Annotated in this window: 21 protein-coding genes and 3 pseudogenes; 7 read left to right on the top strand and 17 right to left on the bottom strand. The window is 66.6% G+C overall.

The genetic code is table 11. The features are described from left to right. The first annotated feature begins 538 nt into the window (after positions 1-538). A complete protein-coding gene (locus FCI23_RS45580) occupies positions 539-2,323 on the top strand; it encodes a reverse transcriptase/maturase family protein (protein ID WP_211265753.1) in 1,785 nt (594 codons plus the stop codon). 74 nt (positions 2,324-2,397) lie between these two features. Then, the gene (locus FCI23_RS45575; protein WP_246144693.1) at positions 2,398-2,952 is read left to right on the top strand and encodes an integrase core domain-containing protein; all 555 of its coding nucleotides are present in this window, start codon (positions 2,398-2,400) and stop codon (positions 2,950-2,952) included. Positions 2,953-3,679: 727 nt separating this feature from the next. On the opposite strand, the gene FCI23_RS45570 is transcribed toward FCI23_RS45575, so the two are convergent. Together FCI23_RS45570 and FCI23_RS45565 are read right to left on the bottom strand one after the other, a co-directional pair. Further along, positions 3,680-4,165, bottom strand: a complete 486-nt coding sequence (locus FCI23_RS45570) for an FMN-binding protein (RefSeq protein WP_136729922.1) — start codon at positions 4,163-4,165, stop codon at positions 3,680-3,682. 37 nt (positions 4,166-4,202) lie between these two features. Continuing rightward, positions 4,203-5,537, bottom strand: coding sequence for a ferredoxin reductase family protein (locus tag FCI23_RS45565; RefSeq protein WP_136729921.1), 1,335 nt, complete (start codon positions 5,535-5,537; stop codon positions 4,203-4,205). Positions 5,538-6,360: 823 nt separating this feature from the next. Between FCI23_RS45565 and FCI23_RS45560 the strand changes: the two genes are divergently transcribed. After that, the gene (locus FCI23_RS45560) at positions 6,361-8,505 is read left to right on the top strand and encodes a transglycosylase domain-containing protein (RefSeq protein WP_246144692.1); all 2,145 of its coding nucleotides are present in this window, start codon (positions 6,361-6,363) and stop codon (positions 8,503-8,505) included. Positions 8,506-8,619: 114 nt separating this feature from the next. Here the strand turns inward: FCI23_RS45560 and FCI23_RS45555 are convergent, their stop codons facing one another. The 6 genes and pseudogenes from FCI23_RS45555 to FCI23_RS61295 form a co-directional block, all read right to left on the bottom strand. Then, positions 8,620-8,862, bottom strand: coding sequence for a hypothetical protein (locus FCI23_RS45555; protein WP_246144691.1), 243 nt, complete (start codon positions 8,860-8,862; stop codon positions 8,620-8,622). Between the two features lie 107 nt (positions 8,863-8,969). Continuing rightward, on the bottom strand, positions 8,970-9,353 hold the full coding sequence (locus FCI23_RS45550; protein WP_246144690.1) for a transposase: 384 nt from the start codon (positions 9,351-9,353) through the stop codon (positions 8,970-8,972). A gap of 104 nt (positions 9,354-9,457) precedes the next feature. Beyond that, positions 9,458-9,709, bottom strand: a complete 252-nt coding sequence (locus FCI23_RS45545; RefSeq protein WP_136729918.1) for a hypothetical protein — start codon at positions 9,707-9,709, stop codon at positions 9,458-9,460. A 299-nt stretch (positions 9,710-10,008) separates the two neighbouring features. Further along, positions 10,009-10,377: a nuclear transport factor 2 family protein gene (locus tag FCI23_RS62730; RefSeq protein WP_136729917.1), complete on the bottom strand. Its 369-nt coding sequence runs from the start codon at positions 10,375-10,377 to the stop codon at positions 10,009-10,011. A 487-nt stretch (positions 10,378-10,864) separates the two neighbouring features. After that, positions 10,865-11,191: a helix-turn-helix domain-containing protein gene (locus FCI23_RS45535; protein ID WP_016325359.1), complete on the bottom strand. Its 327-nt coding sequence runs from the start codon at positions 11,189-11,191 to the stop codon at positions 10,865-10,867. Next, a pseudogene (locus tag FCI23_RS61295) lies at positions 11,188-11,361 on the bottom strand (tyrosine-type recombinase/integrase); the annotation flags it as partial. The gene FCI23_RS45535 and the pseudogene FCI23_RS61295, both read right to left, overlap by 4 nt. Positions 11,362-11,541: 180 nt before the next feature. Between FCI23_RS61295 and FCI23_RS45525 the strand changes: the two are divergent. Further along, the gene (locus FCI23_RS45525; protein WP_136729916.1) at positions 11,542-12,243 is read left to right on the top strand and encodes a 2-phosphosulfolactate phosphatase; all 702 of its coding nucleotides are present in this window, start codon (positions 11,542-11,544) and stop codon (positions 12,241-12,243) included. A 247-nt stretch (positions 12,244-12,490) separates the two neighbouring features. Here the strand turns inward: FCI23_RS45525 and FCI23_RS45520 are convergent, their stop codons facing one another. The 3 genes from FCI23_RS45520 to FCI23_RS63360 form a co-directional block, all read right to left on the bottom strand. Beyond that, positions 12,491-13,135, bottom strand: coding sequence for a class I SAM-dependent methyltransferase (locus FCI23_RS45520; RefSeq protein ID WP_136729915.1), 645 nt, complete (start codon positions 13,133-13,135; stop codon positions 12,491-12,493). A gap of 644 nt (positions 13,136-13,779) precedes the next feature. Further along, positions 13,780-14,184 carry a nuclear transport factor 2 family protein gene (locus FCI23_RS45510; protein WP_136729914.1) on the bottom strand — a complete coding sequence of 135 codons (405 nt, stop codon included), beginning with the start codon at positions 14,182-14,184 and terminating at the stop codon, positions 13,780-13,782. Positions 14,185-14,424: 240 nt separating this feature from the next. Next, complete coding sequence (locus FCI23_RS63360) at positions 14,425-14,823, bottom strand: hypothetical protein (protein ID WP_322974004.1); 399 nt, start codon at positions 14,821-14,823, stop codon at positions 14,425-14,427. Between the two features lie 463 nt (positions 14,824-15,286). Here FCI23_RS63360 and FCI23_RS64285 point away from each other — a divergent pair. Further along, positions 15,287-15,385: pseudogene (locus FCI23_RS64285) on the top strand (integrase core domain-containing protein); the annotation flags it as partial. Positions 15,386-15,610: 225 nt separating this feature from the next. On the opposite strand, the pseudogene FCI23_RS64280 reads toward FCI23_RS64285, so the two are convergent. The 4 genes and pseudogenes from FCI23_RS64280 to FCI23_RS45480 all read right to left on the bottom strand — a co-directional run. Further along, positions 15,611-16,000 (bottom strand): annotated as a pseudogene (locus tag FCI23_RS64280) (integrase); the annotation flags it as partial. Positions 16,001-16,450: 450 nt separating this feature from the next. Continuing rightward, positions 16,451-17,785, bottom strand: a complete 1,335-nt coding sequence (locus FCI23_RS45495) for a VanZ family protein (RefSeq protein WP_136729913.1) — start codon at positions 17,783-17,785, stop codon at positions 16,451-16,453. A 1,081-nt stretch (positions 17,786-18,866) separates the two neighbouring features. Next, a complete protein-coding gene (locus FCI23_RS45485; RefSeq protein WP_136729911.1) occupies positions 18,867-19,952 on the bottom strand; it encodes an integrase core domain-containing protein in 1,086 nt (361 codons plus the stop codon). 180 nt (positions 19,953-20,132) lie between these two features. After that, the gene (locus FCI23_RS45480; RefSeq protein ID WP_246144694.1) at positions 20,133-20,705 is read right to left on the bottom strand and encodes a TetR/AcrR family transcriptional regulator; all 573 of its coding nucleotides are present in this window, start codon (positions 20,703-20,705) and stop codon (positions 20,133-20,135) included. A gap of 97 nt (positions 20,706-20,802) precedes the next feature. On the opposite strand from FCI23_RS45480, the gene FCI23_RS45475 reads away from it, so the two are divergent. Then, positions 20,803-21,672, top strand: a complete 870-nt coding sequence (locus tag FCI23_RS45475) for an NAD(P)H-binding protein (RefSeq protein WP_136729909.1) — start codon at positions 20,803-20,805, stop codon at positions 21,670-21,672. Positions 21,673-22,222: 550 nt separating this feature from the next. On the opposite strand, the gene FCI23_RS45470 is transcribed toward FCI23_RS45475, so the two are convergent. Both FCI23_RS45470 and FCI23_RS45465 read right to left on the bottom strand, forming a co-directional pair. Next, the gene (locus tag FCI23_RS45470) at positions 22,223-22,741 is read right to left on the bottom strand and encodes a SigE family RNA polymerase sigma factor (protein ID WP_136729908.1); all 519 of its coding nucleotides are present in this window, start codon (positions 22,739-22,741) and stop codon (positions 22,223-22,225) included. A 524-nt stretch (positions 22,742-23,265) separates the two neighbouring features. Then, on the bottom strand, positions 23,266-23,781 hold the full coding sequence (locus tag FCI23_RS45465) for a hypothetical protein (protein WP_136729907.1): 516 nt from the start codon (positions 23,779-23,781) through the stop codon (positions 23,266-23,268). Positions 23,782-24,071: 290 nt separating this feature from the next. Here FCI23_RS45465 and FCI23_RS45460 point away from each other — a divergent pair. Then, positions 24,072-24,802 (top strand): helix-turn-helix domain-containing protein (locus tag FCI23_RS45460; RefSeq protein ID WP_322974001.1); only part of this gene is annotated, 731 nt, incomplete at its 3' end.

Genomic DNA, 24,802 nt, shown 5'->3' with positions numbered 1-24,802 from the left:
CTTCCAGTGCGCCATGAGGCGTCTGGCTCGTATCCCCGGTTCAGCCGGGAGGAACTCGGAGGGAGGTTCTTGGGTCCGATGGCTTACCTTGATCCGAAATGGTGACGGGGACCAGAGCATGCCAGGAAAGCGACGACTGTGCCCAGACGTCAGGGGCAGTGCGTCGCGGGACCCGCGTGATAGGGCGAAAGCTGGATTGCCTGAACCCCAATCCCCAGTGATGGAAAGTCGCATCCGTCGGAACGACGTCCGATACCGACGCCGTGCCCTGCTCTGGTTGCGTGGAAGGGCCAGGGCAACCTCCGGGGCGCGGAACGATGCCCAGTGCGGGCATTGAAGGGGATGAGTGGGGCGCCTACGTCACGCTGTCACGTACGACCGGAACGAACATGGGATCGCCTACGGGACGCGAGTCCTACGGCGACGGAGGCCCCGTAGTAGTCGTCGGAGTCACGACCGGCCAAGGAGGGCGGGAAAGCCGCCCGCAGGGCGAAGGGGGCCAGGTGATCGGACACCCGAGGACCGGGAGGTATGCGTAATGCAGAACGCCGAAACGGTGCTGAGTGTCCTGCGTGAGCGCGGTAGGCGTGGCCTGCCGTGCGAAGAGCTGTATCGACAGTTGTTCAACCCGCAGTTGTATCTGCTGGCCTACGGACGCATCTACTCCAACAAGGGGGCGATGACGCCCGGGGCTACACAGGAGACCGTGGACGGCATGTCACTGGACAAGATCGGGCGCGTCATCGACGCGCTGCGCCACGAGCGCTACCGGTTCAGTCCAGTCAAGCGGGTCTACATCCCGAAGAAGAGCGGCCGCAAGCGGCGGCCGCTCGGCCTGTCGCCGTGGTCGGACAAACTTGTCTGCGAGGTCGTGCGCCTGCTGCTTGAGGCGTACTACGAGCCGACGTTCTCCGACCGTTCCCACGGTTTCCGTCCCCGCCGGGGCTGCCACACCGCGCTGCGCGAGGTGGCTCACACCTGGACGGGGACGACCTGGTTCATCGAGGGAGACGTCGCCGACTGCTTCGGGAGCTTTGACCATCAGATCATGCTCTCGTCCCTCGGCGAGAAAATCCACGACAACCGGTTCCTGAGGCTGCTGGGCACCATGCTCACGGCCGGATACCTGGAGGACTGGGTCTGGAACGCGACACTGTCCGGGGTTCCCCAGGGCAGCGGCGTGTCACCGGTCATGTCCAACATCTACCTGCACCGGCTGGACACGTTCGTCGAGACGGTTCTGATCCCGGAGTACACCCGAGGGACCGTCAGGAAGCACAATCCTGACTACGCCCGCGTGCTGGCGGCCAGGGTGCGCGCCCGCCGACGCGGTGACCACGCCACGGCGCGGGAACTGCTCAAGCGGCTGCGGACCATGCCGAGCATGGACACCCATGACCCCGGGTACCGGCGGCTTCGTTATTGCCGGTACGCCGACGACACGCTGCTCGGGTTCACCGGACCGAAAGCCGAGGCCGAGGAGATCAAACGGCGGCTGGCAGAGTTCCTGCACGACGACCTCAAGCTGGAGCTCTCCCAGAACAAGACGCTGATCACGCACGCCCGTACCGGGGCCGCGCGGTTCCTCGGCTACGAGATCTCCGTGGGAAACAGCGACACCAAGGTCATCGCGGGCCGTCGACGTATCAACGGCTCGATCCGCCTGCGTGTCCCCTCCTCGGTGATCAAGGCCAAATGCGCCCCATATCTCAAGCGCGGCAAACCCGCGCGCCGACCCCAACTGCTGAACGAAGACGACTACACCATCGTCGCAGCCTACGGGGCCGAGTACGGGGGCATCGTCCAGTACTACCTGCCCGCCGGGAATGTCTCACAACTGACCCGGCTGCACTGGGTCATGCAGACGTCCATGCTCAAGACCCTGGCGAACAAGCACCGCTCGTCGGTGTCGAAGATGGCAGCCAAACACACCGCCACCATCGACACCCTCCACGGGCCACGCCAGTGCCTCGAGGCCAGGATCGAGCGCGACGGCAGGAAACCACTGGTCGCACGGTTCGGCGGTATTCCACTACGGCAGCAGAAGAAGGCGGTCCTCACCGACCGCCCCACCCTCCCGGACGTCATCGGAGGCAAGGAACTGATCACTCGGCTCCTCGCCCACCGGTGCGAGCTCTGTCGAGGCACCGATGGCATCTCGGTGCACCACATCCGGCGTCTCAAGGACCTCGATCGCCCGGAAGCCTCCGGTCCGGCGTGGGCGCGGGAGATGACCCGGCGGCGACGCAAGACGCTGGTCGTCTGCCGGACATGCCACCACGATATCCACGCCGGACAGCCGACAGCGCAGCTCACGTCGTAAGTCACCAGAGAGCGGCGTGCGGTGAAAGTCGCATGCGCCGTTCGGGCCGAGGGCCGCTGGAAAAGGACTCGCACTTGCGAGCACCTCGCCAGCGGCCCATCGGTACCGTCGACACCGTGGTCTTGAAGCGGCTGTACGTGTTCGCGGTCATGGAGGTCGGCACCCGCACCGTGCGCATCCTCGGCGTCACCACCCACCCCACCGCGGCCTGGGCCACCCAGCTCGCCCGAAACCTACTGTCCGACCTCGGTCAGCGAGCCTCCGGCTTCCGCTACCTGCTGCGCGACCGCGACAGCCGCTACACCCAGGCGTTCGACGCCGTCTTCACCGCCGACGACATCGAGATCCTCAAGACCGCACCACAGGCTCCGCGGATGAACGCCCACGCCGAGAGGTTCGTACGCACCGCACGAGCCGAGTGCACCGACCAGATGCTGATCTACAACGAGCAACACCTGCGCCACGTCCTGGCCGAATACACCCAGCACTACGACTGCGGCCGGGCCCACCGAGCGCTGCAGCTTCGCGCCCCAGCCGACGACCCCGACGTCATCCCCTTCCCGGCCCAGCGGATCCACCGTCACGACATCTTCAGCGGACTCATCCACGAGTACCACAACGCCGCCTGACGAAGATCACGACGGCTGAAGAAGCTGCAGGTCGGCGCTGTACGGGACTTTTGGAACCCCACAGGCGTCTGCCGCCCGGCCACCTAACACCTGCTGACCCGGCGTCTCGCCGACATCAGTGCGGCGCCGGACGTGGCGACCACAGCGCTCCTGGAGTGCAGGCCACAGGCTGTTCGCACACGCTGAACCTCCACACCACGACCGTCTCGCCGATGATCGCGCCGAGTCGACGGCGCGACAGGCCGGTGCAAACACGATGGGACAAGGCCGTGCGGGCCAGGGAACGCGTCACAGCAACACCAACTCGCGCAGCCTTCCCCGCGAGACTGTCTACCTGAGCGACCGGCGCGCGTCCAGGTCTGTTCAGCCTTGCCGCCGCCGACGGCGGAGAGCCCCCACGGTGCCGCTGAGGGCCACGAAAAGGGAGCCTCCCACCACCCACGGCACGTGCGACGCAAACGATGTCGTGGGGTCGTAGAGCGTCCGCGACGCTGCTACCCCGAGCAGGCCGCCCATCAGCGTGATGCCCCAAAGCAGCAGCAGGAGTGTCCAGCCATTCCGAGCGCGCAGCCAGTCATTCACCTGATCATCATGCACTCACCGTGCCGCCGAAAACAGGCCGGGGACCCGGACCGCCGCCAACAGACGGCCGCCATGTTCCGCCAGGGCAGCGACCCGCCGACTCAATCGCTCAACACGTTGTCAGGCATCGGGCCCGGCGGCCATCTCAGGCACCGGCCTTGTCCAAGGCGCTCTGGAGGGACTGCGTATAGCCTTGGCTGGTGTAGGAAGCGCCGGAGACGGCCTGGATCTGCGCGCTCTGCGCGGCCAGCGCCTCCTGGGTCAGGGTGGGCACGGCGTAGGCGGCGATCCTCTGGCTGCGTGACGCATCGCTGGGGGTCTGCAGCGCTCGGACGTCGGTCAGCTTGCCGTGTGAGAGGGCGACGGCGACCTGGACGGGGCCGAACGGGGTCTGCTCGACGTCACCGGTGTAGGTGCCGGTGGGGCCACCCTGGCTGCTTCCGCTCTTCGACCTGCTGGAGCGGCCGGACTTACCCGGCGGGGTGGAGTTGGTGCCCGGCGCGGACGAGGAGTCCGAGGCACCGCCGCCCGAAGCGGCCAATGTCGGCACGACGCTCTGTTGTGGTTTGAGGGACAGCAGCAGGACCAGACCCGCGACGGTTGATGTGGTGAGAATGGCGGCACGGCGCATCGCCATAGGACTGCTCCTTCAGGGATCCTCGGAACGCTCAGAACGCGAACGACTCGTGGTGGATGCGGCGACGCGGCACCCCGGCCCGGCGCAGCGCCGATATCGCCGCGGCCGTCATTCCCGGCGGTCCGCACAGGTAGACGTCGTGCTCGGCGATGTCCGGCACAAGGGAAGCCAGCCCCCTTGCGGTGAGTGGCGACGAGTACTCGACGGGTTCGTCGACCACGTAGTGCACGGTCGCGCCGCGATCGGCCGCTATGGCGTTGAGCTCCTGCCGGAGCGCCAGGTCCTCCGGTCGGCGCGCCCGGTAGATCAGGGTGACCTCGCCGGGCAACGTCTCGAAGAGAGCACGCAGTGGGGTGATGCCGACGCCGCCGCCCAGCAGCAGGACCTTGCGCGCTGTGCGCCGGGCCGCAGTGAAGGCGCCGTACGGCCCCTCGGCCCACACCCGGGTGCCGGGCCGGAGCCTGGTCAGCGCCTCACTGTGGCCGCCGACGGACCTCACAGTGATCCGCAGGAAGTCCCGGGTGGGCGGCGCGGAGAGCGAGTACGGGTTCGCCGTCCACCACATCCCGGGGGTGAGGAAACGCCAGCGGAAGAACTGGCCGGGCTCGGCGCCCAGCTCCTCCAGGTGCCGCCCGGTCATGAAGACCGACACGACGCCGGGCGCCTCGGGCCGCACCTCGACCACGGTCAGCCGGTGTCGCAGCGCCCGGCGCACCGGGGTGAGGAAGCGGTACCAGATCAGCAGCGCGGCCACGCCGACGTAGAGGGCGTACCAGGCGAGCTGGGCGGGGCGGTGCGCGATGAAGTCAGTGCCGTCGGAGAGCTGGTGGAAGAAGGCCAGGAAGATGGCGAGATAGGTGGCGAAGTGCAGGTAGTGCCAGGTCTCGTAGCGCAGTCGGCGGCGCGCGGCGCTTGCCGAGATGATCCCGGTGGCGACCAGGAGCAGGAAGCCTGCAGTGGCCTTGAGCATGTCGGGATAGGTGAGGACGAACGTGGTGGTCTGACTGACGACACTCATGTGGGCGCTTGCCGCGTAGCCGAGGATGATCAGCAGCGTGTGGGCGAGCGTGAGTGAGATGGTGTAGCGGCCGCCAAGCGCGTGCCAGCGGGCGAGGCGGTCCGAGCCCACAGTCCGTTCCAGCAGCGGGAAGCGGGACATCAGCGCGAGCAGCACCGCGCAGGCGTAACCGGCGAGCAGGCCGGTGACCCGGCCGGCGTTGGTCAGCCAACCGGCGAAACCCACCACCGAGGTGGTGTCCGTCCACCACAGGCCCACCACGGCTGCGGCCCCGGCGTAGATCAGCAGCTGGGCCACGATCGGAACGGTGCGGGGCGGGGGTAGGGCCAGCTGCGGGGGGCGGGCCATGGCATGGCTGCGGTACGTGGACGTCGTATACACAGGGCTCCTCTCGTCGACTCGGCGCTTGTGGTGCGTCGGAGTGGTCCGCGTGCGTCGGGCACTTTTCGAGAGCTCTGGAAGGCCGCGAGCGTTCCCCTCGTTTGCCGATTCAGAGGGAAATCAGAACAATGCTGCGCGCGCGAGCCTACGCATTACGAGTTGTTCGATCTTGTTCCGTGGACGTCCGACACGGTCCGCCCGCCGCTCAGCCCCGCAGGTCACCGGCCGCGACGCGTTGACAGCGGCCCGAGAGCCGAGAGAGTCACCACACTAGCCACCGACAGGAGAAGCCCCCCGGATCTATCGGGGGGAGGAGTCACAAAACGCAACGGTTACTCTTATCTGCCATAAGTGGAGGGGTGGTGACCACCCAGAACCGGACGACGGGACAGGACCCAGGTCGGGACCAACAGGGGGCCGACGACCCCCTTCAGGTCGCAGTGCCTGTCGAGGAGCACCTGGAAGCATGAGCACGCACCGGCGCAACCCATCACGGTCGAACGGCGGAGACGGAATCCCTGCTGCAGCGGGCGGTAGGCGCCGTGTCGCAGGGCGTTCGCGCCCGCGCGCAGCGCAGGGCGAGGGTCGGCGCTCCGGCCATCAGCCGACCACGGCGCCGCCTCACAAACCGGGCGGTGAGATGCGGCACACCGCCGGACGAGCTGCCCCCGCCGCCGGCCGTCGACGCGGCGCACCGGGGCGGCCCGGCAAGCGGCGTCTCATTGACTATCCGCGCTCGCGTAAGAACGGCGTACGGCGGTGGTTGCCGTCCTGGAAGCAGGTTCTCGGTGTGTTTGTGTTCTGCTTCGGCAGCCTGGTGGCTGCGGTCGGCTATGTGTATGCCACCGCGATCATCCCCACCGTGAATCCCAGCACCCAGATACAGAGCGATGTCTTCTACTGGGCGGACGGGAGCCAGATGGCCAGTGCAGGCCAGGTCAACCGGCAGAACGTGGGTCTCAGCCAGGTGCCCCTGCTGGTGCAGTGGGACTTCCTGGCGGCCGAAAACTCCACCTTCTACACCGACCCCGGCATCGACCCGCAGGGCATCGCGCGTGCCGTGCTGAACATGGTGAAGGGCGGAGCGGTCCAGTCGGGTTCGACCATCACGCAGCAGTTCGTGAAGAACACCTACCTCAACCAGAGCCAGTCGATCTCCCGCAAACTCAACGAGATCGTGATCTCGGTGAAGATCGGCAGCAGGATGTCCAAGCAGCAAATCCTGCAGGGCTATCTCAACACCTGCTACTTCGGGCGCGGAGCCAGTGGTGTCGAGGCCGCCGCCGAGGCGTACTACCACGTGCACGCCAGCCAGCTCACGGTGAGCCAGGGCGCCTTCCTCGCCGCGGCGGTCAACGAGCCCAGCGTGCTGATGAACGCGGACAGCGACCCCAAGGCGAAGGCTCTGGCCGAGGCGCGTTGGAAGTACGTCCTGGACCGCATGGTGACCGACGGGAAGCTGAGTCCGGCACAGCGGGCCACCTACCGGACCCTCCCCCTGCCCAAGCCCTACGTCCCAGCATCGAGGATGACGGGCCAGACCGGCTACCTGGTCCAGACGGCGGAGAACTACGTCACCTCCCACTCCTCGATCACTGAGCAGGACCTGAGCCACGGTGGCTATCAGGTCTACACCACCTTCGACAAGAAGAAGGTCACCCAGCTCGCCGCGGCCGTAACGAAAACATCCAGTGCCCACCTCGACCCGAAGCACCACGCCGCGGACCGCAACGTCCAATTCGGCGCCGCCTCGGTGGACCCCGCGACGGGCGCGGTCGTCGCCCTGTACGGGGGACCTGGCTGGGACAAGGGCCACTTCACCGACAACGCCGACGCCTCCGGTGTCCCCGTCGGGTCGACCTTCAAGCCCATCGACCTCGCCGCGGCCCTGCAGGACGGCGCCGTGCTCTCCCCGGGCCAGGGCCCACAACCCATCACACCGGCCAGCCGGTTCAACGGCGACGACGGCATCGAGATCAAGGACCAGAAAGGCAACTACGTCACCGACAGCACCGACCCGAGCGGGCTGCTGCACCAGCACAACGACACGACGCATCGGTGGGGCTACATCAGCCTGCGCACGGCCATGGAGCAGTCGGTCAACACCCCCTACGTCCAGCTCGGCGAGGACGTCGGCTACGCCAATGTGGAGAACACCGCTATCAACGTCGGTTTGCTGCGCAGCAGCCTGCAGTACAACACTGCCGGGTTCTTCATCGGCACATCCACACCGTCGGCGATCCGGATGGCGGACGCATACGCCACCTTCGCGGCCAGCGGCACACACTACGACCCGTACTCGGTGAGCAAGGTTGTCAGCAACGGAGAGACACTGCCCGGGTTCACGAAGCCCAACCCCGTCCAGGCGCTCAAGTCCTCCACCGCGGACACGGTCACCAACGTGCTGCAGGGCGTGATCAAGCAGGGCACCGGTACCAACGCCCAGGTGCTGGGCCGCCCCGCGGCCGGCAAGACCGGCACCACCGACAACTACAAGTCGGCGTGGTTCATCGGCTACACCCCGCAACTCTCCACGGCAGTCGTACTGTTCAAGGAGGACCCGAAGCACCCCACGCTGCAATCGATGACCGGCGTCGGCGGCTACACCAAGGTGTTCGGCGGCGTTATCCCGACCCAGGTGTGGACCGACTACATGACCGCGGCCTTGGCGGGGCAGCCGACCGTGAACTTCCCCGCGGCACCGAACCTCGGCACGGGTGCGAACGAGTACGGCGCGCCCGCCCCATCCCCGAGCACGCCGCCGACGCCTACCGCCACGCCCTCGCCGACGGCCACCACATCCACCCCCGTGTGCCACCCGGCCCGCAGGTGCGGCCCCACCACGCAGCCGACGCCCTCGGGCGGACTCCCCGGCTTCCCCGGCGGAAGCCCCGCACCCACCGCGAGCCCAACGCGGAAGCACGGTCACAAATGAACCGTGTGGGGCTCAAATATAGGATCCGGCCGCTGATCTGTGGGTTCTTGGACGCGACACAGCCGCTCAATCGACCGCCTCGGCCGGGAAGGCTCACGGCGGTGCGGCTTTCCGTCAGATGGTGCGGACGACCGGGGCGGGCTTGACGTCCTGGGCGTCGATCAGAGCGCGGATGTCGTCCGGGTCGGAGGTCCAGATGATGGTGCTGAGGGTGGCGGCCATGACGGCGGCGGCGTCGACGATGTTCGCGGTTCCCGCCTTGCTGCAGAGGATGCCTGCGGCCTTGGCGATGGTGAGGACGGACGGCTCGAAGCGGCAGTCGGCGGGGAACTCGACGCGCTGGAGCCTACGGATCATCCCGAGCAGTACGCCCTATTGCGCGCGCTCGCGGCGATCGGCCCGGCCAGGATCGCGGCGGCGGCCCGGGCCGCCGCGGACCTTGTGGGACCCTGTTGCCCATTTGGTTATGCGGCGAGGGAGAGCTCGAGGCGGGCGAGGTGGGTGGTTCGGGTGCGGTCGAGTGGGTGTCCGTTCCGCCAGGCGTCGAGTCGTAACAGGTTGAGGGCGACGGCGCTGAAGACGTGTTCGAGGTGGGTTTTGGCGAGTCCGCGGTAGCGGGCGTGGTGCATGTCGGTGACGGCGGGGGCCTGTCGGATGGTGCCCTCGACGCCGGCGCGCAGCGCGTAGTCGGTGTTCCAGTCCTTGGTCTGCTGTTGCGCGCGGGCGTGCCGCAGGGCCTGGGTCATCTCCCTCGGCTGGAGGGAGAGTTGACGGCGGTTGCTCTTCGCGCTGGTGCACTGCTGCCGGTAGGGGCAGGGGATGCAGTCGAGGGCGGCGAAGGTGACCACGGTTCCTGACCGCCAAGTAAGGCAGTCCGCGGTCCTCCGTCTCCCGTCTCCGGCCCATCCGCCGGAGGCGGGGGAAGCGCCCCGCCCGGTGAGGGACGAGGCGCTCACCGGTCCAGGAGCACTCGCTCCACGACGACCCGCGCATGCCTGGTCGTGTCCATACGCCCCTCCGCGGCGACCGGCGAAGCCAAGGCCCGATAGAGGGTGCTGTCGGGAAGGCGCGCGGTGTCCCCCGTCGCCATCGCACCCAGGACGCCTCGCAGCGGTTCGTCCAGCGGAGCGGACAACAAGAGACCGGCCCCGGCGTCCACGACCGCCGTGCGCGGCCGCGCTGACGGTCCCACGACGCCAACCACGCTCAGCTCCTGGCGCGAAGCGTGCCACTGGTGGAGTGTCGGTATTCGAGAGTTGCAGAATTCGCCCGCAGGGCGAGCAGCCCCGCACCCGGATCACCCCTGCGGCTGCGAGTACGACGACACCCCGACCGCCTGCTCGATCTGCCAGCGGGCAGCCGAACCTGCTGGCGTTCAACAACGCGTCGACCGGCTGACCATCTCCCTACAGAGGGCCGCGCTGTTCGTCGTCGGCCCAATCGGTAACCGGGCGCCGCCGGCAGGCACCCGATGATCCGCCGGACACACTGCCTAGCCCCGCCCTAAAAGGCGTTGTCCAGCGTCAGGGTGAGCTCGGCGATCCGCCACCCACCGTCGGACCGGCGCAGGCCGAACGTGTAGACCCCTGTCGAGATCATCTGGATGCTCTCACCGGTGTTCCTCGTCTGCACCCGATAGGCCCGCACCTCAGCGGTGGTGGCGTCCGTCGTCGTGACCACGACATTGCCCAGGTGGTGCCGCACCCTTCCGGTCTGGACCGTGCCGGCCCGTCGGTGGTCAGTGCGTTGACCCGGCGTAGTCGTCCGCAACGGCAACAGGTCTGAGTGTTCTTGGGAGCACAGGTCTGGCAGAGGCTGGTGCCGTCGGGCAGGCGCCGGTACGAGATCATCATCCGGCGGCAGTCGGCGCATTCCTCCTTGGCATCCGACTCCTTGTTCCTGCACGGATTGCAGATGCCGCCCTCCGGTCGGCGGGCGTAGGTGCTGGCCAATTTGCCGCAGCGGGCGCACGGCTTCTTGGCACGTCGGCCGGCGCAGCGTGAACACAGTCGCCCCTCCGGTCCGTTGTTGGTGGGAAGCGGGTCGGTCCGTCCGCAGTCGCCGCAGGCCACCAGGGCGACTTTGTCACCGTGCCCAGCGGCGGTGAGTGCTGCCAGCAAACGCACCACGCAGGTCGGGCAGTCGCTACTGGGCATGCTCAGGGCGTCGGGTCTGTCGGACAGATAGCGCACCAGGCGGAAGGCGTTCGCACCACGCCATGCCCGAGCCTCCTCCGCCACGGCCTGAGCCTGTTCGGGGGCAAGGGAATCGCCTACCGCTGACCGCAGCAGGGCGACGATCTGCTCCTGGGCGGCAGCAAGCTCGGCGCGTAGGCGGACCTGGTCCGGTGTCAGAGGCCTCACGGCTGACCGGGGCGCCGGATCGTGGTCCGCCGCTCCTTCAGCGGCAGTGGCTCGGCCTGTCCGTCCGCGGTCTTCTTGACCTGGGCGTTGACCACCTTCGGCTTGATGAGATCGTTCGGTGTGCACTCGAAGATGTCGCACAGCGCGACCAAGGTGTCCATGCTCATCCGCTGCGGCGGCTGCGTCACCAAGCGGTAGACCTGCTCACGCGACAGGGTCACGCCACGTTCCGCCAGGAGCGGCACCAAGTCCGAGGTCTGGAACATCTGGTGCTCGGCCATCGTGGCCCGCAGACACCACTCATAGCCCATCTTCTTGATCATTTAAGGTCCCAGTCGTCACCCAGCCGGCGCTTCAGCGAAGCTTCCAGGAGCTGGTTCCGGTACTCGTCAGAAACGCCCATGTAGATGGCCGTCGTAGAGGCGTGGGTATGGCCCACCTGCTCTTGAACGAAGCGGGCAGGGTAGCCGAACTCGGTCAGATGCGTGATGTAGCGCCGGCTTGTGTCCGCAGAGGCCGTGTGCGGGTGACCCCGTGTGGCGATTGAGCAGGCGTGTCGTTGCGGACCACTTTCGCGACGCAGGCAGCCGGCGGTGTTGCATTCCGAGACCGTCGATGTGACCCGTATCACTCTCCGGGTGCTTCGGGTCGGGCATGCGCGATCATGAGCGGAATGGACGCTCGTTTCCTTGGCATCGCTGATCTGGTCGAGGCCCCGTCAGTGGCGGTCGTGGTCGACGTCATGCGTGCTTTCACCGTGGCTGCCTGGGCCTTTGCCCAGGGGGCGGAAAAGATCGTTCTTGCTGAGTCGCTGGACGAAGCCCTGGCGCTCAAGGCCCGCCACCCGGATTGGGTGGCGCTCAAAGACGGTCCGCCCGCGCCCGGGTTCGACACTGTCAACTCCCCGGGCCTGCTGCGGTCTATTGACGTTGGCGGACGGACCGTTGTGCAGAAAACCACGGCAGGGACGGTCGGCGCCCTTGCGGTCAAGGAGGCGCCGCTGGTGCTGTGCGCCAGCTTCGTGGTGGCGGAGGCAACGGCTCAGCTCTTGCGGACGCGCGAGAGTGACAGTGTTACGTTCGTGGTCACTGGCGACGATGGGCAGGCCGATGAAGATCTGGCGTGTGCTCAATACATCGCTCGGAGGGCCACCGAGGCTGGGACGGATGCTGCTGAGTTCCTCCGCCGCGCTGCCGAGTCGCGCGCCGCCGCCGAACTGGCGGAGGGGGTGCGCCAAGGAGTCCATCCTGATGACGTTGCGCTCTGTCTTGAGGTCGACCGGTTCCCCTTTGCCATGGTGGCGACCTTGGAAGGCTCGCTCATGGTCCTGCGTCCACGCGCGATGCCTTCGCTGACTGACGAGGACCCGGTCTGATCGCTGGTGAGGTCTGCTTTCAGAAGCTGTTGTCTTTCCGAACTTGAGGACTGCGTTTTCGCTGGTGGGGCATAGGGTCGGCGATCTGGTGGGAGTGACGGCTTGTCGTGTCGTCGCTTGTGTGGGGGTCGTGGATGCCGTCAGTGGTCGGGCTGCTGGAACAGCGCGAGCTGGGTGCTCGCCGTCGGGTGGACGAGCTGCGGGAGGAGGCCGACCGCCCCGAGGCGATTCCGCAGCGGCCTGACCGCTACGAACGACGGCGTGCGAAGAGGATTGCCCCTGGGGCACTGCCCTCGCGGTCGAGCAGCATCTCGGTCTCGACGGTGAACCCGGCCTCTCGCAGCCACGCGCTCACCTGGGCCGGCTGGCGCCGGTGGACGTAGACCTTCATCGGGTGGCCGCCGTAGCCCTGCGTCTTCAGCTGCGACTCGTCACCCACGTGAAAGCCGATCAGCAGGGGTGCACCAGGGCGCAGTGTCCGCCTGAAGCCGGAGAGGACCGTCGGGACCGCTTCATCGGGGACGTGAATCAACGACGAGAATGCGAGCGCACCGGCGATCGACTCGTCGGCGAGGTCGAGAGCCGTCATCGAGCCCACCTCGAACCGGAGCTTAGGATGTTCAGCCCGAGCCACGTCGACCATCCCGGGAGAGACGTCGATGCCGAAGGCGTCGACGCCCAGGTTATGCAGGTAAGCGGTGACGTGGCCCGGTCCGCATCCCACGTCCGCCACTGGCCCCCCGTCGGCGTCATGAACCGCGTCAGCGAACAGGGCCAGCGCCGCCCGGACATACGGCGCACCGCCCAGAGCCTCGCGCATTTTGTCCGAGTAGCTGACCGCGACCGTGTCGTATGAGGTGCGGGTGTCCGCCAACCAGCCGTCCGGGTTCATGCTCCGACACAGTAGTCCAGCGATCTGACGGCTGGGCGGGGAGACTGACTGACGCTGCGAGGGGTGAACTACGTGGCGTTCCACATGAACCACGATGCGTGTCCGATAGACCTTGACAACTTGATTGGGAATCCCTGTCTCTGTCGATCTGGCCTCTGTCTCGAGTGATCTGGTCCGATTCACTCGTTGCGTCAGATGATCTGGTTCGCCGCGAGCGGTGCACAAAAGCGGTGGACAGAGATCACGCGAGCGGCAGACTTGCCACATGACCACATTGGCCGTGTCCCCTATCGTGCCAAAGGTGGAATTTCGCACGTTAATGTGCCACCGACTCGATGCATAAGAAATCTTCGCATTCTGAAGCCGCGCATGCGCGGTGAGTTGCCAATCGGGTGGTCCTCACGCCTGTGCTGGTCCAAAATGGCGACTATGGACTTGACCAGGGATTTTATGCTGCTCGTCGGTACTCGTTGATCAGCCCGCCGAGGACGGGCCGCCGCTGTACCCTGTGCTGGTCAAAAATGGTGACACCGGTTGTGATCAGGGATTTTATGGCCGTCGCTGCGGAAATCCTTCGCACAAAAGCCCAGAGCCCGCGTCAGCAAGCTGACACAGGCTCATGGACGATCGAGGCTAGCCCTGGGTCAGGCCCTGGCGATTTTCCTGCCCGGCATCGGCTCCGCGAGTGCTGTCCGCCATTCAGGCGCACCGAAGGCGTCCGCGAAGTACTGCGTCTCGTGCACCACATGCCCGTGGGCAAATTCCATAATGCTCACTGAGTAGGTGGGCACCCCGTCGTACGTGATGACACACTCGCTCACCCACAGATCCCCGCTGCCAACGATCCGGTGGACGGTGAAGTGCCGACTGGCAGGGTGCCCGCCACGTTGCGCCGAAATCGTCGTGCGGCCCCGGAATCGTTCACCTGACTGGGGGTAGTCGAGTATCGCGTCCGCAGCGTAGATGGCGTGCTCGGCTTCGGTATCCCCACGTTCCGATGCCCGCCAGTGTTCGTCGAGTGCGGCCCTGGTCCGGATATCAGGATCCATCGCATTGTCCCTTCTGCAGACGGCCGGGGCGATCCGGGGACCTGGGAACGCTTCGAGGCTTCCTCCCAGGACGCTGGGCCGTTGAACGTAATGGGCAACGGCGACAGTGTAGACCGCCCAGCGCAGCGACTCGGCTTTAGGCCTTTTGTGCGACCGCGCAAGAAGGGTTTAAGGATTGTTAGGACGTCCGACCACCTGCGATAGGCCTGTAGGGTGCCAAAACTGGCGCGTAGCCTCTGATCAGGCTCTTTGCAGTTCCAGGTGGTCATGGCATGCTCGGACTGCATGGCGTTGCGCGTGCTGTACTTGATCTTCATCCGGCTGCTCGGACTGCTCCTGCTGCTGTCGCGCTCGGAGGAGGCCAAGAACGTTGAGCTCCTTGCGCTGCGCCACGAGGTCGCGGTGCTGCGTCGGCAGATCGGTGTCCGGCCGCGCCTGACGTGGCCGGACCGCGCCGTGCTCGCCGCCCTCGCCCGGCACCTCCCGAGCAGGCTGCGCCGCCACCGCCTGGTAACCCCCGGCACCCTTATGGCCTGGCACCGCCGACTGCTCCGGTGGAAATGGAAGCAGAAACCCGCCCGGACCGGACGCCCGCCGCTCTCCGAAAAACTCACCGCCCTCATCCTGCGCTTCGCCCACGAGAACCCGACATGGCTATACCCGTATCCAGGGCGAACTGCGACGCCTCGGCCACCGAGTCGGAGCCTCCACCATCCGGCGCATCCTGCGCAGCGCCGGCCTGGGCCCCGCGCCCCGACGAAGCCGCAGCACCCCTACGTGGCGCGAGTTCCTGCGCACCCAGGCCTCCGGACTCCTCGCCCCCGACTTCTTCCACATCGACACCGTGACCCTGAGACGGCTGTACGTGTTCTACGCCGTGGAGGTCGGTACCCGAACCGTGCACATCCTCGGCGTCACCGCCCACCCCACCGCGGCCTGGGCCACCCAGCTCGCCCGCAACCTCCTCACCGACCTCGGCCAGCGCGCCGCAGACTTCCGCTACCTGCTGCGCGACCGCGACAGCAAGTACACCCAGGCCCTCGATGCCGTCTTCACCGCCGACGGCATCGAGATCCTCAAGAGCGCACCGCAGACCCCGCGGATGAACGCCCACGCCGAAAGGGCCATACGCACGATCCGGGCCGAGTGCGCCGGCCGGTTACTGATCTACAACGAACAACACCTGAGGCACGTCCTCGCCGAATACGCCGAGCACTACAACACCGGCCGACCCCACCGCGCCCTGCAACTCCGGTCTCCCGGCGATGACCCCACGTCATCCCCTTCCCCGCACAACGCATCCAGCGCCACAACATCCTCAACGGACTCATCCACGAGTACCGCAGTGAGGCGCCACGTGAAGAAGACCAGCGAAGCTGACAGACGCCCAGGTCAGCGCATGCGCAGGACTTTTGGAACCCCACAGGTATCCCCAGCACGGGTTCTCCCTCGCCAAGCGCAGCACCAGTACCCGGACGGAGTGCACCGTCCGCGGTTGGCCCGGGCGTTTCGGCCGGGACGCGGAGGCATGGCGACGCGCAACCAGACCACGGTGCCAGCGCAACACCGTCTCCGGGCGCACCAGCAGTCGCACCTCGCGCAGGACGTCCAACGGCAGCCGGTGCAGCAGCGCCGCCAGGAACGCCCGATCCACCGGGGTGAACCGCACCTTCTCCTGACCGAGCTGGCGCTCCAGCACCATGATCTGGTGACGCAGCGCCAGTATCTCAGCGGCCTTGTCCCGATCGCTCACCGGTAACAGGCGCAGCATCGCGAACGTGTTCGCCACACCCAGGTAAGCCAGTCGCAGCAGCACAGTCGATCATCATGCCGTCACCACCGCCAGCCGCGCGAGAGTGCCAGTTCCGAGCAACCGTAATCGACACCCGCGGATCCGTTCACACCCGCTGCCACCAGGGCGGATGAGGTTTTCGGCAGGAGCAGGGTCAACAGGCCGCAGAAACCACCGAGTTATTTATCGGCAGCCCCCTGCGGCAGAGGAGGCTCTACTGACGGTACATCGAAGCTCCGGTTCGGCAGGGCGACTTGGTTGGTCATCCGCTCCAACCGGAGCTTCGTTGCGTATGAGACGGGACGGCCAGCAGACGTCACACCGCTGTGACCTGCAACTTCACGCCACCACCTGGACTTTGAAACAGCCCTGACTGGGTAGCGTGATACAGCACCGCCCGTATTGCCGGCCTGTTCAGGGCTTTGTTTGCTCTCCGCCTCGCCGAGATGGTCCGCAGTTGAGGGGAATCGCTGTTTATTCGGATGTTGCCTGACCCGTGGTGGCATCGACGTAGGTTACGGACATTACCTCGTCACCCTTGTCGGTTCTGTAGGTGAAGAGGTAGACGGAGCGCCATTTACCTGCGCGCTCCATGGCCTGCAATCGGACTCCGCTGACTTTGAGTGGCGTGGTCTGCAGGTAACCGTGTATCGACTTGAGCGCCTTTTCTTCGGCTGCTTTTCTCGATAGCGTGATCGGCGGCAGGTTCTGTGGATCGTTCACTGGGCTGGATACCAGCTGAGAAATTCGGCCGGCTCGATTGACCTCGACATCGAGACGCATGGGCATGAGCACACCGTCAGCGTTTGTCCGACGCCAGCTGACCATCCACCCTAGCTCGGCTTTGGCGCCCACCGGCTTGACAATAGTTTTTGCTCCGGCCATAGAGGCAGGGTAGAACTTCTGTGCATAGGTCTGAGCGATGCGTTGCGCGCTCTGGGCCGTGTCAGGCTTCACACGGGAACCGGGAATCGGGAAGCTTTCAGCCGTCACTTTCGACGAGTTCTCGAGGCTGACGGTCAGGGCGCGCTTGTCAGGCCACGTCAGCTGGGCACTTGCCTTCCCTTCGTCAAGTCTTAGGAGGAGGTTTCCACCAGTGCCGCTTCCCGCTGCCGGCTGGTATTGCACCTGGGTTACGGTATAATGGCTGCCGAATGCCTGCCGTATCGCCGCCTCGGCCGCTTCTTTCTGGCTTCCATCCGCGAACTGCAAACTCGTGGAATCCATCGGCGTGATGGTGATCAATGTAAACCCGGTTACGCCGACAACCAGTCCCGCAACAACGGCGCCAACAACTGCGGGACGCCAGTACCTGTCCCACTGCAGAACACTGCCTGTCATCCGCAGCACCGCGTAAGCCGCAGCCGCACCCAGGATTCCGCCGAGTGTGTTCATGAAGAAATCACTGCTGTCGCAGTTCCGCCCGATTCCAGGAACGACAGCCTGGCAGACCTCTGACAGCAGGGACAGGGCGGCACTTCCGAGAACGACTGGGACGACCGAGCGTGCGGCGAGTACTCCCACGAATCCCAGCGGCAGGAACATGGCAAGATTTAGGAGCCCCTGTGTCGTCAGGAAGGGTTCCACTAAATCCCTGTTCAGGACGCAGACGTCAGTCGTCCGCCCCCCGTTCGGCATGGCGAGCGTGACGGACACTTCCACCACTGTGACGGCCGTAAGGGCGGCGAAGGCGTACGGCCGCTGTCCGTGTTTCCGTGCAAGTGAGTACACGCCGCAGGCGAGTATCACCGTGATGACGGCGACCACGAATAGGAACCAGGATTGGTCTTTGAAAATGGCAGCGAACATAAGCACCCATTCAAACAGGCAGGGTGTGCCGCCTGCGCCAGGCGGCACACCCTTAGCTGGAGCTGTATCAGCAGACGGCCGGAGGCGTCTGATAGGTACCTGAGGAAGCGCTCAGGAGGCCGACAGTCGTAGTGCAGTAAGCGACACCAGTCCAAGTAGCCGATTTTGAACCACCGGAGCTGATGGTCGAACTTACGCTGTAGTGCGTCGAGCTGCCCTGGGCATATCCGACCTTGACCGAGACCGCTGACCCTCCGGTCTTGTAGTAAGCCGTCGTGGCCACGTCATTGGTGTACTTGTAGTGCTGAAGCACACCGTTGGACAGGGAAGTGCAGGTGAAGTAGTTTTCGATGTACCCGCTACTGGGGCACCCGGTCGTACCCCCGAGAGCCGGCGTCACCGTCGACGCTTGAGTCGCGACTCCCGACCCCAGTGCGACAGCGGCCACGCCAGCCACAGCGGCCACCCGTGAGGTCACGCTTTCAAATGCGCCCAACGGAAGACGCCCCCCATCCCCCCAAGGTGACGCGCTATGTGCCACCGTCACGGTGATCTTAGCTTGTGCTTTCACTATGCAGTAAGAGTTTTTAATGGTTGCTCAATTGTCCTGCTTGGGTGTTTTGTTGACTTTGCGACCGTGTTTCCATATTGGACGCATTGCGATTCGATGCTGATAGCACTTTACTCCCGTCAGCGCATCATTTTTGAAAACTTAGGCCAGAACATTTCGGTTTCCGGCGTGATCACGGGTGAGCCGTCGGCCTGATTCCAGACTTTAAAGGAGCGGGCTGTCCGTCCTGGTCGCAGGGGAATAGGCCACCCCCGCCCCGGTGCCCCCGCGCCCGCTTGCGGGCGCCTGAGAGGGTGAGCACGGCTGCAGGCCGGTCCTTCTATCACCTCCGTAACCGGAGCGGGGCCGCCGACGCTGCTAGACCTAGCACCACACTCCGCTAGGTCTAGCACCACCGCCAGCACCCGGCCCACCTGCGGGAAACCCCGAGAACGGCCCTACAGGGGGTGTGGAGACCTGTGCCGCTTGAAAATACGATTCGGTACTGTGAGCTGCGGCGATGCCGTTCGGTTAGGCGGCTTGGTGGTACTCGTTGACCAGGCCGCCGAGGACGGGGTGTCGTCGGATTCGGTGGGTTTGGAGGTTGGTGACGGTTGCCGGGGCGGGCGGTTCGGTGCTTTCCGGGGGTAGTTGCTGTCGGGACTGGTGAGGGCGGTGCTGGTTGTAGTGCCGGACGTATTCGGTGAGCACTGTTTGAGCGTGGGCCTCGTTGTAGATCAGGACCCGGTCGAGGAGCTCGCGGCGTAGGGTGCCCACGACTCTCTCGCAGATGGCGTTCGCTCTCGGTGCCCGGGGTGGGCTGAGCAGGACTTCCATGTCGTCGGCTTCGAAGACGGCGTCGAAGGGACGGGTGTACTTCGTGTCCCGATCCCGGATGAGAAAGCGCAGCGAGTCCATGCGGCACCCCAGCGTCATGGCGAGATTCCTCGCCTGCTGGACGGTCCACTGGGCGGTGGGGTGGGCGGTGACGCCGGCAAGGTGAACGCGGCGGGTGCCGTGTTCGATGAAGACCAGGGCGTACAGGCGCTTGAGTAATACGGTGTCGAGGTGCAGGAAGTCGGCGGCCATGAGGCCGTCGGCCTGGGCGGTGAGGAACTGCCGCCAGGTCGGGCCGGAGCGCTGCGGGGCGGGGTCGATGCCGGTTGCGTGCAGGATGTCCCACACGGTGGACGGGGCGATCGGGTATCCGAGGCGGGCGAGTTCGCCTTGGATACGTCTGTGGCCCCACGTGTCGTTCTCCCGGGCCAGGCGCAGGATGAGCTGCTTGACGGTTGGCGCGGTGGAAGGTCTGCCGGGGCGGCGGCCCTGGGCGAACGTCCACTTTCGGGCGACGCGTTGCCGGTGCCAGCGCAGCAGTGTAGTTGGGGTGACCGCGAAGACCTGGCGCCAGCGCTCGCGCGGGATCAGTCGGGAGAGGGCGGCGAGCCAGACCCGGTCAGCGGGTTCGTAGCGGACCCGGGCGATCTGACGGCGCAGCACCGCGTTCTCGTGCCGCAGCGCCAACACCTCCGCATCTTTGGCCACGCGGCTGCGCAGCACGGCCGCGGGCACCGTGATCAGACTCCGGAGCAGCGTGGAGACGACTGACAGCGACATCCGCAGATCGTCCCAGAGCAGTCGAGGCCGCATCGCCAGGATCAGCGAACGTGCAGTCCACAGCTGCGGATCGTATTTCCGAGCGGGACACGCTGGCCCGGATGGAGGTCACCCGGGAGAGTGCGCCCAGGTAGGGGCTGCGTGCGGCTGCCTGCCTGCAGGCGCCCCTGATGAGGGAGGTCAGGATCGGCGTTCAGGTCCGGAGCGCAGGCCGTCGAGCACGATGGCGATGCGCTTGGCGCGGTCCGCGTCGCCGGCCGCCGGGTGGGTGTCCATGGCGAGGATGGCGGCGGCGATCGCGTGAATGTCTGCGAGGTCGATGTCGTCGCGGATCGTGCCTTCGGCTTGGGCGTGACCGAGCAGGAGCGCAAGCTCGGTGTTCATCTCCCGGCCGGCGGCCTCCATGTCCTCGTCGCCGCCGGCTTCGTCGAATACCGTGGCCAGTGACCGGTTATGGCGGGCGTGCTCGACGGTCGCCGTCAGGAACGCGATGAACGCCTCGCCGGGGGCATGGCCGGCGCGCAGCTGCCGGGCCAGGGAGGTCAGCTCCCGCAGCCGCTCGGTGATGATCGCCGAAAACAGCGCCTGCTTGGTGGGGAAGTGGCGGTGCACCGTTCCCTGCGCGACGCCGGCCCGCCGGGCGATCTCACGCAGGTTCGCTTCCGGGCCGATCGACTCGAACGCCGATTGAGCCGCGGCGAGGATCTTCGCGCGGTTGCCGCGCGCGTCAGCGCGGAGCGGACGGTCGTTCACCGGCAAGGGCCCATCCAGTAGAAACCGGGTCGCGTGACCCGTATAGTCTAATCGGGTCAAGTGACCCGGTTCCGTCTTCCAGGCTACAGGAGACCGCATGTTCCTCATCACCGGCGCCAACGGCACGCTGTTCGGCCGCCCCGTCCTCGACCAGCTCCGCCGGCTGGTGCCCGATGCCGACATCGTGGCAGGCACCCGCGATCCCGGCTCGGCCCCGGGACTGGCGCAGACGGGGATCGAGGTGCGCCGGGTCGACTTCGACGATCCCGCCTCGCTGAAGTCGGCGTTCGCGGGCGCGACGGCGGTGCTGGTCAACGGCACCAACTACGGCACCCGGGCCGACCGCCGGGGCGCCCAGCACGCCGCGGCGATCAGGGCCGCAGCCGAGGCCGACGTGGAGCGCATCGTCTACACGAGCTGGCCTGACCCGGATCTGTATCCGCTGCCGCTGATGGCCGACTTCGCAGGCTCCGAGGCGCTGCTGCGCAGCTTGTCGCCCGGCGCGACGATACTGCGCACCACCTACGGCCTCGCGCAGACCGTCGCCCGCGACGTGACCACCGCGGCCGCCAGCGGAACGCTTTCGGCCCCAGCCGGCCGGGCGCGCACCGCACCGGCTCACATCGACGACCTGGCCGAGGCCACGGCGCGGGTCCTGGCCGCTGACGAGCACCGCGGCAAGCTCTACACCCTCACGGCCGGCGACAGCATCGACTGGGCCGACCTTGCCCGGCTTGCCTCCACGATCAGCGGGACCCCGGTCGAGTACCAGCCCGTCAGCGACGATCAGTTCACGGCAGCCGTCACCGCGCAGGGCATCCCTGCTGACCTGGCCGGCATCCTGCTCGGCGTCTACCGCGCATTCCGCGCAAGCTGGACCGGCACCCCCACTGGCGATCTCGCCACGATCCTGCGACGAGCGCCCAGGCCGGCCCTCGACGCCGTCTCCGCCGTCGTGACCAGCTGATGGGGGCCGCGCCCCCATGACCGGCTCGCAGCAAAGCGGCAGGCTGCCACTCCTCACTTGAAACGAGCTGCACCCATCTCCGCCTCACCCAAACGAGCGGTCATCGCCTCGAAGGCACGGAGTGAGCGATGTTAAGGGTGCCCACCCACTCCTTGAACAGGGTCCGGAACCAGCCGTAGCTCACGCTCTTGACGAAGGCGCGGTTGGTCATCCGCCGGGGGAATAGCGCGAGATCGCGCCATTCGGCCCTGGTGGCCTGGCGCCCGTGCCGCTGAGCGAAGCGGGCCACCGTCTCGGCCTGCCGGGCCTTGAGCCGCTGGTAGAGCCGTTCCGAGATGCGGATTCCTTCGTCCAGGTTCCCGACCTTGGTCTGGTCGTGCCACAGGATGGGAAGCTTCCTGTACCGACCGATGCACTCCAGGCGCAGTTCGAGGACCTCACTGGCGCGGCGGCCGGTGATGGTGATCGATTCCCAGACGTCCCGCAGTCCACGGTCCTCGATGTCGAGGCGCTTGAGGTTCTGGTCGTTGGCGAGCGGCGGCGCCTCCGCCTACCAGGAAGACTCGAGGCTGCGGCGCTCCAGCTCCTGACGGAGCCGGGCGAGTGCCCGGTGCAGCGTGCTCTTGACCGTTCCGGGCGCCATGCCGAGGGCGGTGGCCGTCTCTTGCGTGGACATCTGCTCCCAGTGCCGTAATACGACGACGCTGCGCTGCTGGGGTGCCAGCGTCTTCATGAGGTCCATCAGCAACTGGCGGTCGGCGTGCTGCTCGGTGGGGTCCTCGATGCTGGTGTCCGGTAGCTGCTCGGTGGGGAGCTCCTGCAGTTTCCTGGCCCGCCACCACTCGGTGCGGGTGTTGATCATGACGCGGCGCAGATAGGCGTCGGCGAGCTGCTTGTCCGCTATGCGCTCCCAATGGCGGTACGTGCGTGCGAGCGCGGTCTGCAGCAGGTCCTGGGCGTCGAGCGGGTCGGGGACCAGGCGCCGTGCGCTGCGCAGCAGAGTGTCCTGTCGTGTGCGGACGTACTCCTCGAAGTCCAGCACTTCATCGGGGTTTTTGTGTGGATTCATGGGGTGGATTCCTTTCCTCCGTGGGCGTGTGTGTTCAGGACGTGCCGTGGGGGCTGGCGGGAGGACGACGCCGGGCGGGCCGAGGTACGAGCGCTGTCCGGCGCCATCAGCCGCTCACCGCTTGCCGGAGGCCCAGACGTAAGAACCCTGGTCGCCCTTGATCACGGTGCGCGGATGGTCGAGGTGCTGGAACGCGGCAGTTGGACAGCACCTCGACCATCGCCGCAACCGGGCCCCACTTGCCCCGCTGGGTCAGGTCGACGGGAACACGACCGCCAGCCACATCGAGGATGAGGACCTGGTCCTCGACGTCTGGTCAGGCCTGGCGGGTGCTGGCCCGCCACGCGCGGGACCGGGCTGCCGCCGGCGGCCCCGCACCGTCTGGACCGTCACCCCTGACCTCCCGGATGAACTGCGCCACCCCCGAGGCTTCGGCGGCTCACTCGGCAGCCATCAGGTGACAGCGGCTACCCGGAGTTGCCCCAGATATCCACGGACGGGGTTATACGCAGTCAGTGCCAGGGTCAGCCAGCACGGTAGGCCGTGACGTACGTCGTGTGCGCCTTGCCCACCGAGGTGAGGACGAACCGCAGTGGCTGACCGTCCTTGTAACCGGCCACGTTCTGAATGTAGTTGTACGTCCAGTCGCAAGGCTGGGCACCGCTGTCGCCGATCCACTTACGCGTCTCGACGTTGTAGATCCGCAGCCTCGCCTTGCTGTGGTCGCCCCCGTTCCAGCAACGGAACGAGCCGATGACCCGCGTCGAGTGGGCGTCGAACGACCTCGATACCCACTTCTTGCCGTGGTGGTTGAGATAGGAAGCGGTGATCTCCGTCGGGCCCCAGAGCTGCTTCCAGGCGGCCGCCGCATTCGGATGCGTTGTACCTTGAGATGGCGTGGCGTGGCCCGGAGTGGCGACGGCCGCTCCCGGAAGTGATGTGGGCGTGATGTCCGCTTGGGCAGTCGGTGTGCCCAGGGCCAAGCCGGCCGCCGTTACCGCGGTCGTCATTGCCAGCGCGACACGCTTTCGTGCGTTCACAGCTTTCCTCTCCGTTGTCGGCTGCCCCGGCGTGCTCACGGGCACTGATGGGCCATCGGGCCTGTGCCGTGCGCCGTGGGGCTTGTGTCATCGAGTTCATCGGGCTGGAGATTGAATGGGCAGACGGTTTTGCCGCTCTGATCAATGGCCGCACCCCCAGGTCACGGGCGCAGTGTTGCGGCGCTGGCCGAAGAAGGCGCCTGTGGTTGCTCTCCCGTCACGGGCGTGCGTAGTGTGCGGGCGATCGTGCCGCGTCCACGGGGGAGGCGGACGGTGGGGGTGAGCTGTCGATGGCCGGGCGTCCTGAGAGTCCGCTCGATCCGAGTGCGGGGCCGGTTGCGCGGTTTGCTGCCGGGTTACGCAAACTCCGGGCCGAGGCCGGGAGCCCGACCTATCGGGTGATGGCGCAGCGCACCGGTCAGGGGGCGAGCACCCTGTCGCAAGCGGCTGCGGGTGAACGGCTGCCCACCCTGCCGGTCGTTCTGGCCTTTGTGGGCGCCTGCGGCGGTAATGTGAGGGAGTGGGAGGCCCGTTGGCGTGAGGCGGCTGCGGAGGAGGCGGCCGTGCCCCGCGCCCAGGACGGAGATGCCGAGTCCCCATATCGGGGCTTGGCCCGCTTCGAACCCGCCGATGCCAGTCTCTTCTGCGGCCGTGAGAAGCTCACCGAGCGCTTGTTCCAGCAGGCCTGCTCCCGCCGGTTCACCGCCGTATTCGGCCCGTCGGGCAGCGGCAAATCCTCCCTGCTGCGGGCCGGCCTCATCCCCCGCCTGCAGCACACCGACGACCCCGCCCTGCGACCTGCCGCGCTACGGGTGCTCACTCCCGGCGACCATCCCCTGCGCACCCACGAGCAGCGCTTGGTCCCGAAGGACGCCGACGGTGACACGTGGCTGATCGTCGACCAGTTCGAAGAGCTCTACACCCTGTGCACCGACCCCGCCGAACGCACCCAGTTCATCGACCGGCTCCTGAGCGCCACCGACCCGGCCGCCCGGCTGCGGGTGGTCATTGCGGTCCGTGC

This window comes from Actinacidiphila oryziradicis (assembly GCF_005047355.1).
In the GTDB taxonomy this organism is placed as follows: domain Bacteria; phylum Actinomycetota; class Actinomycetes; order Streptomycetales; family Streptomycetaceae; genus Actinacidiphila; species Actinacidiphila oryziradicis.
This window is presented reverse-complemented; position numbering and strand designations above follow the sequence as displayed.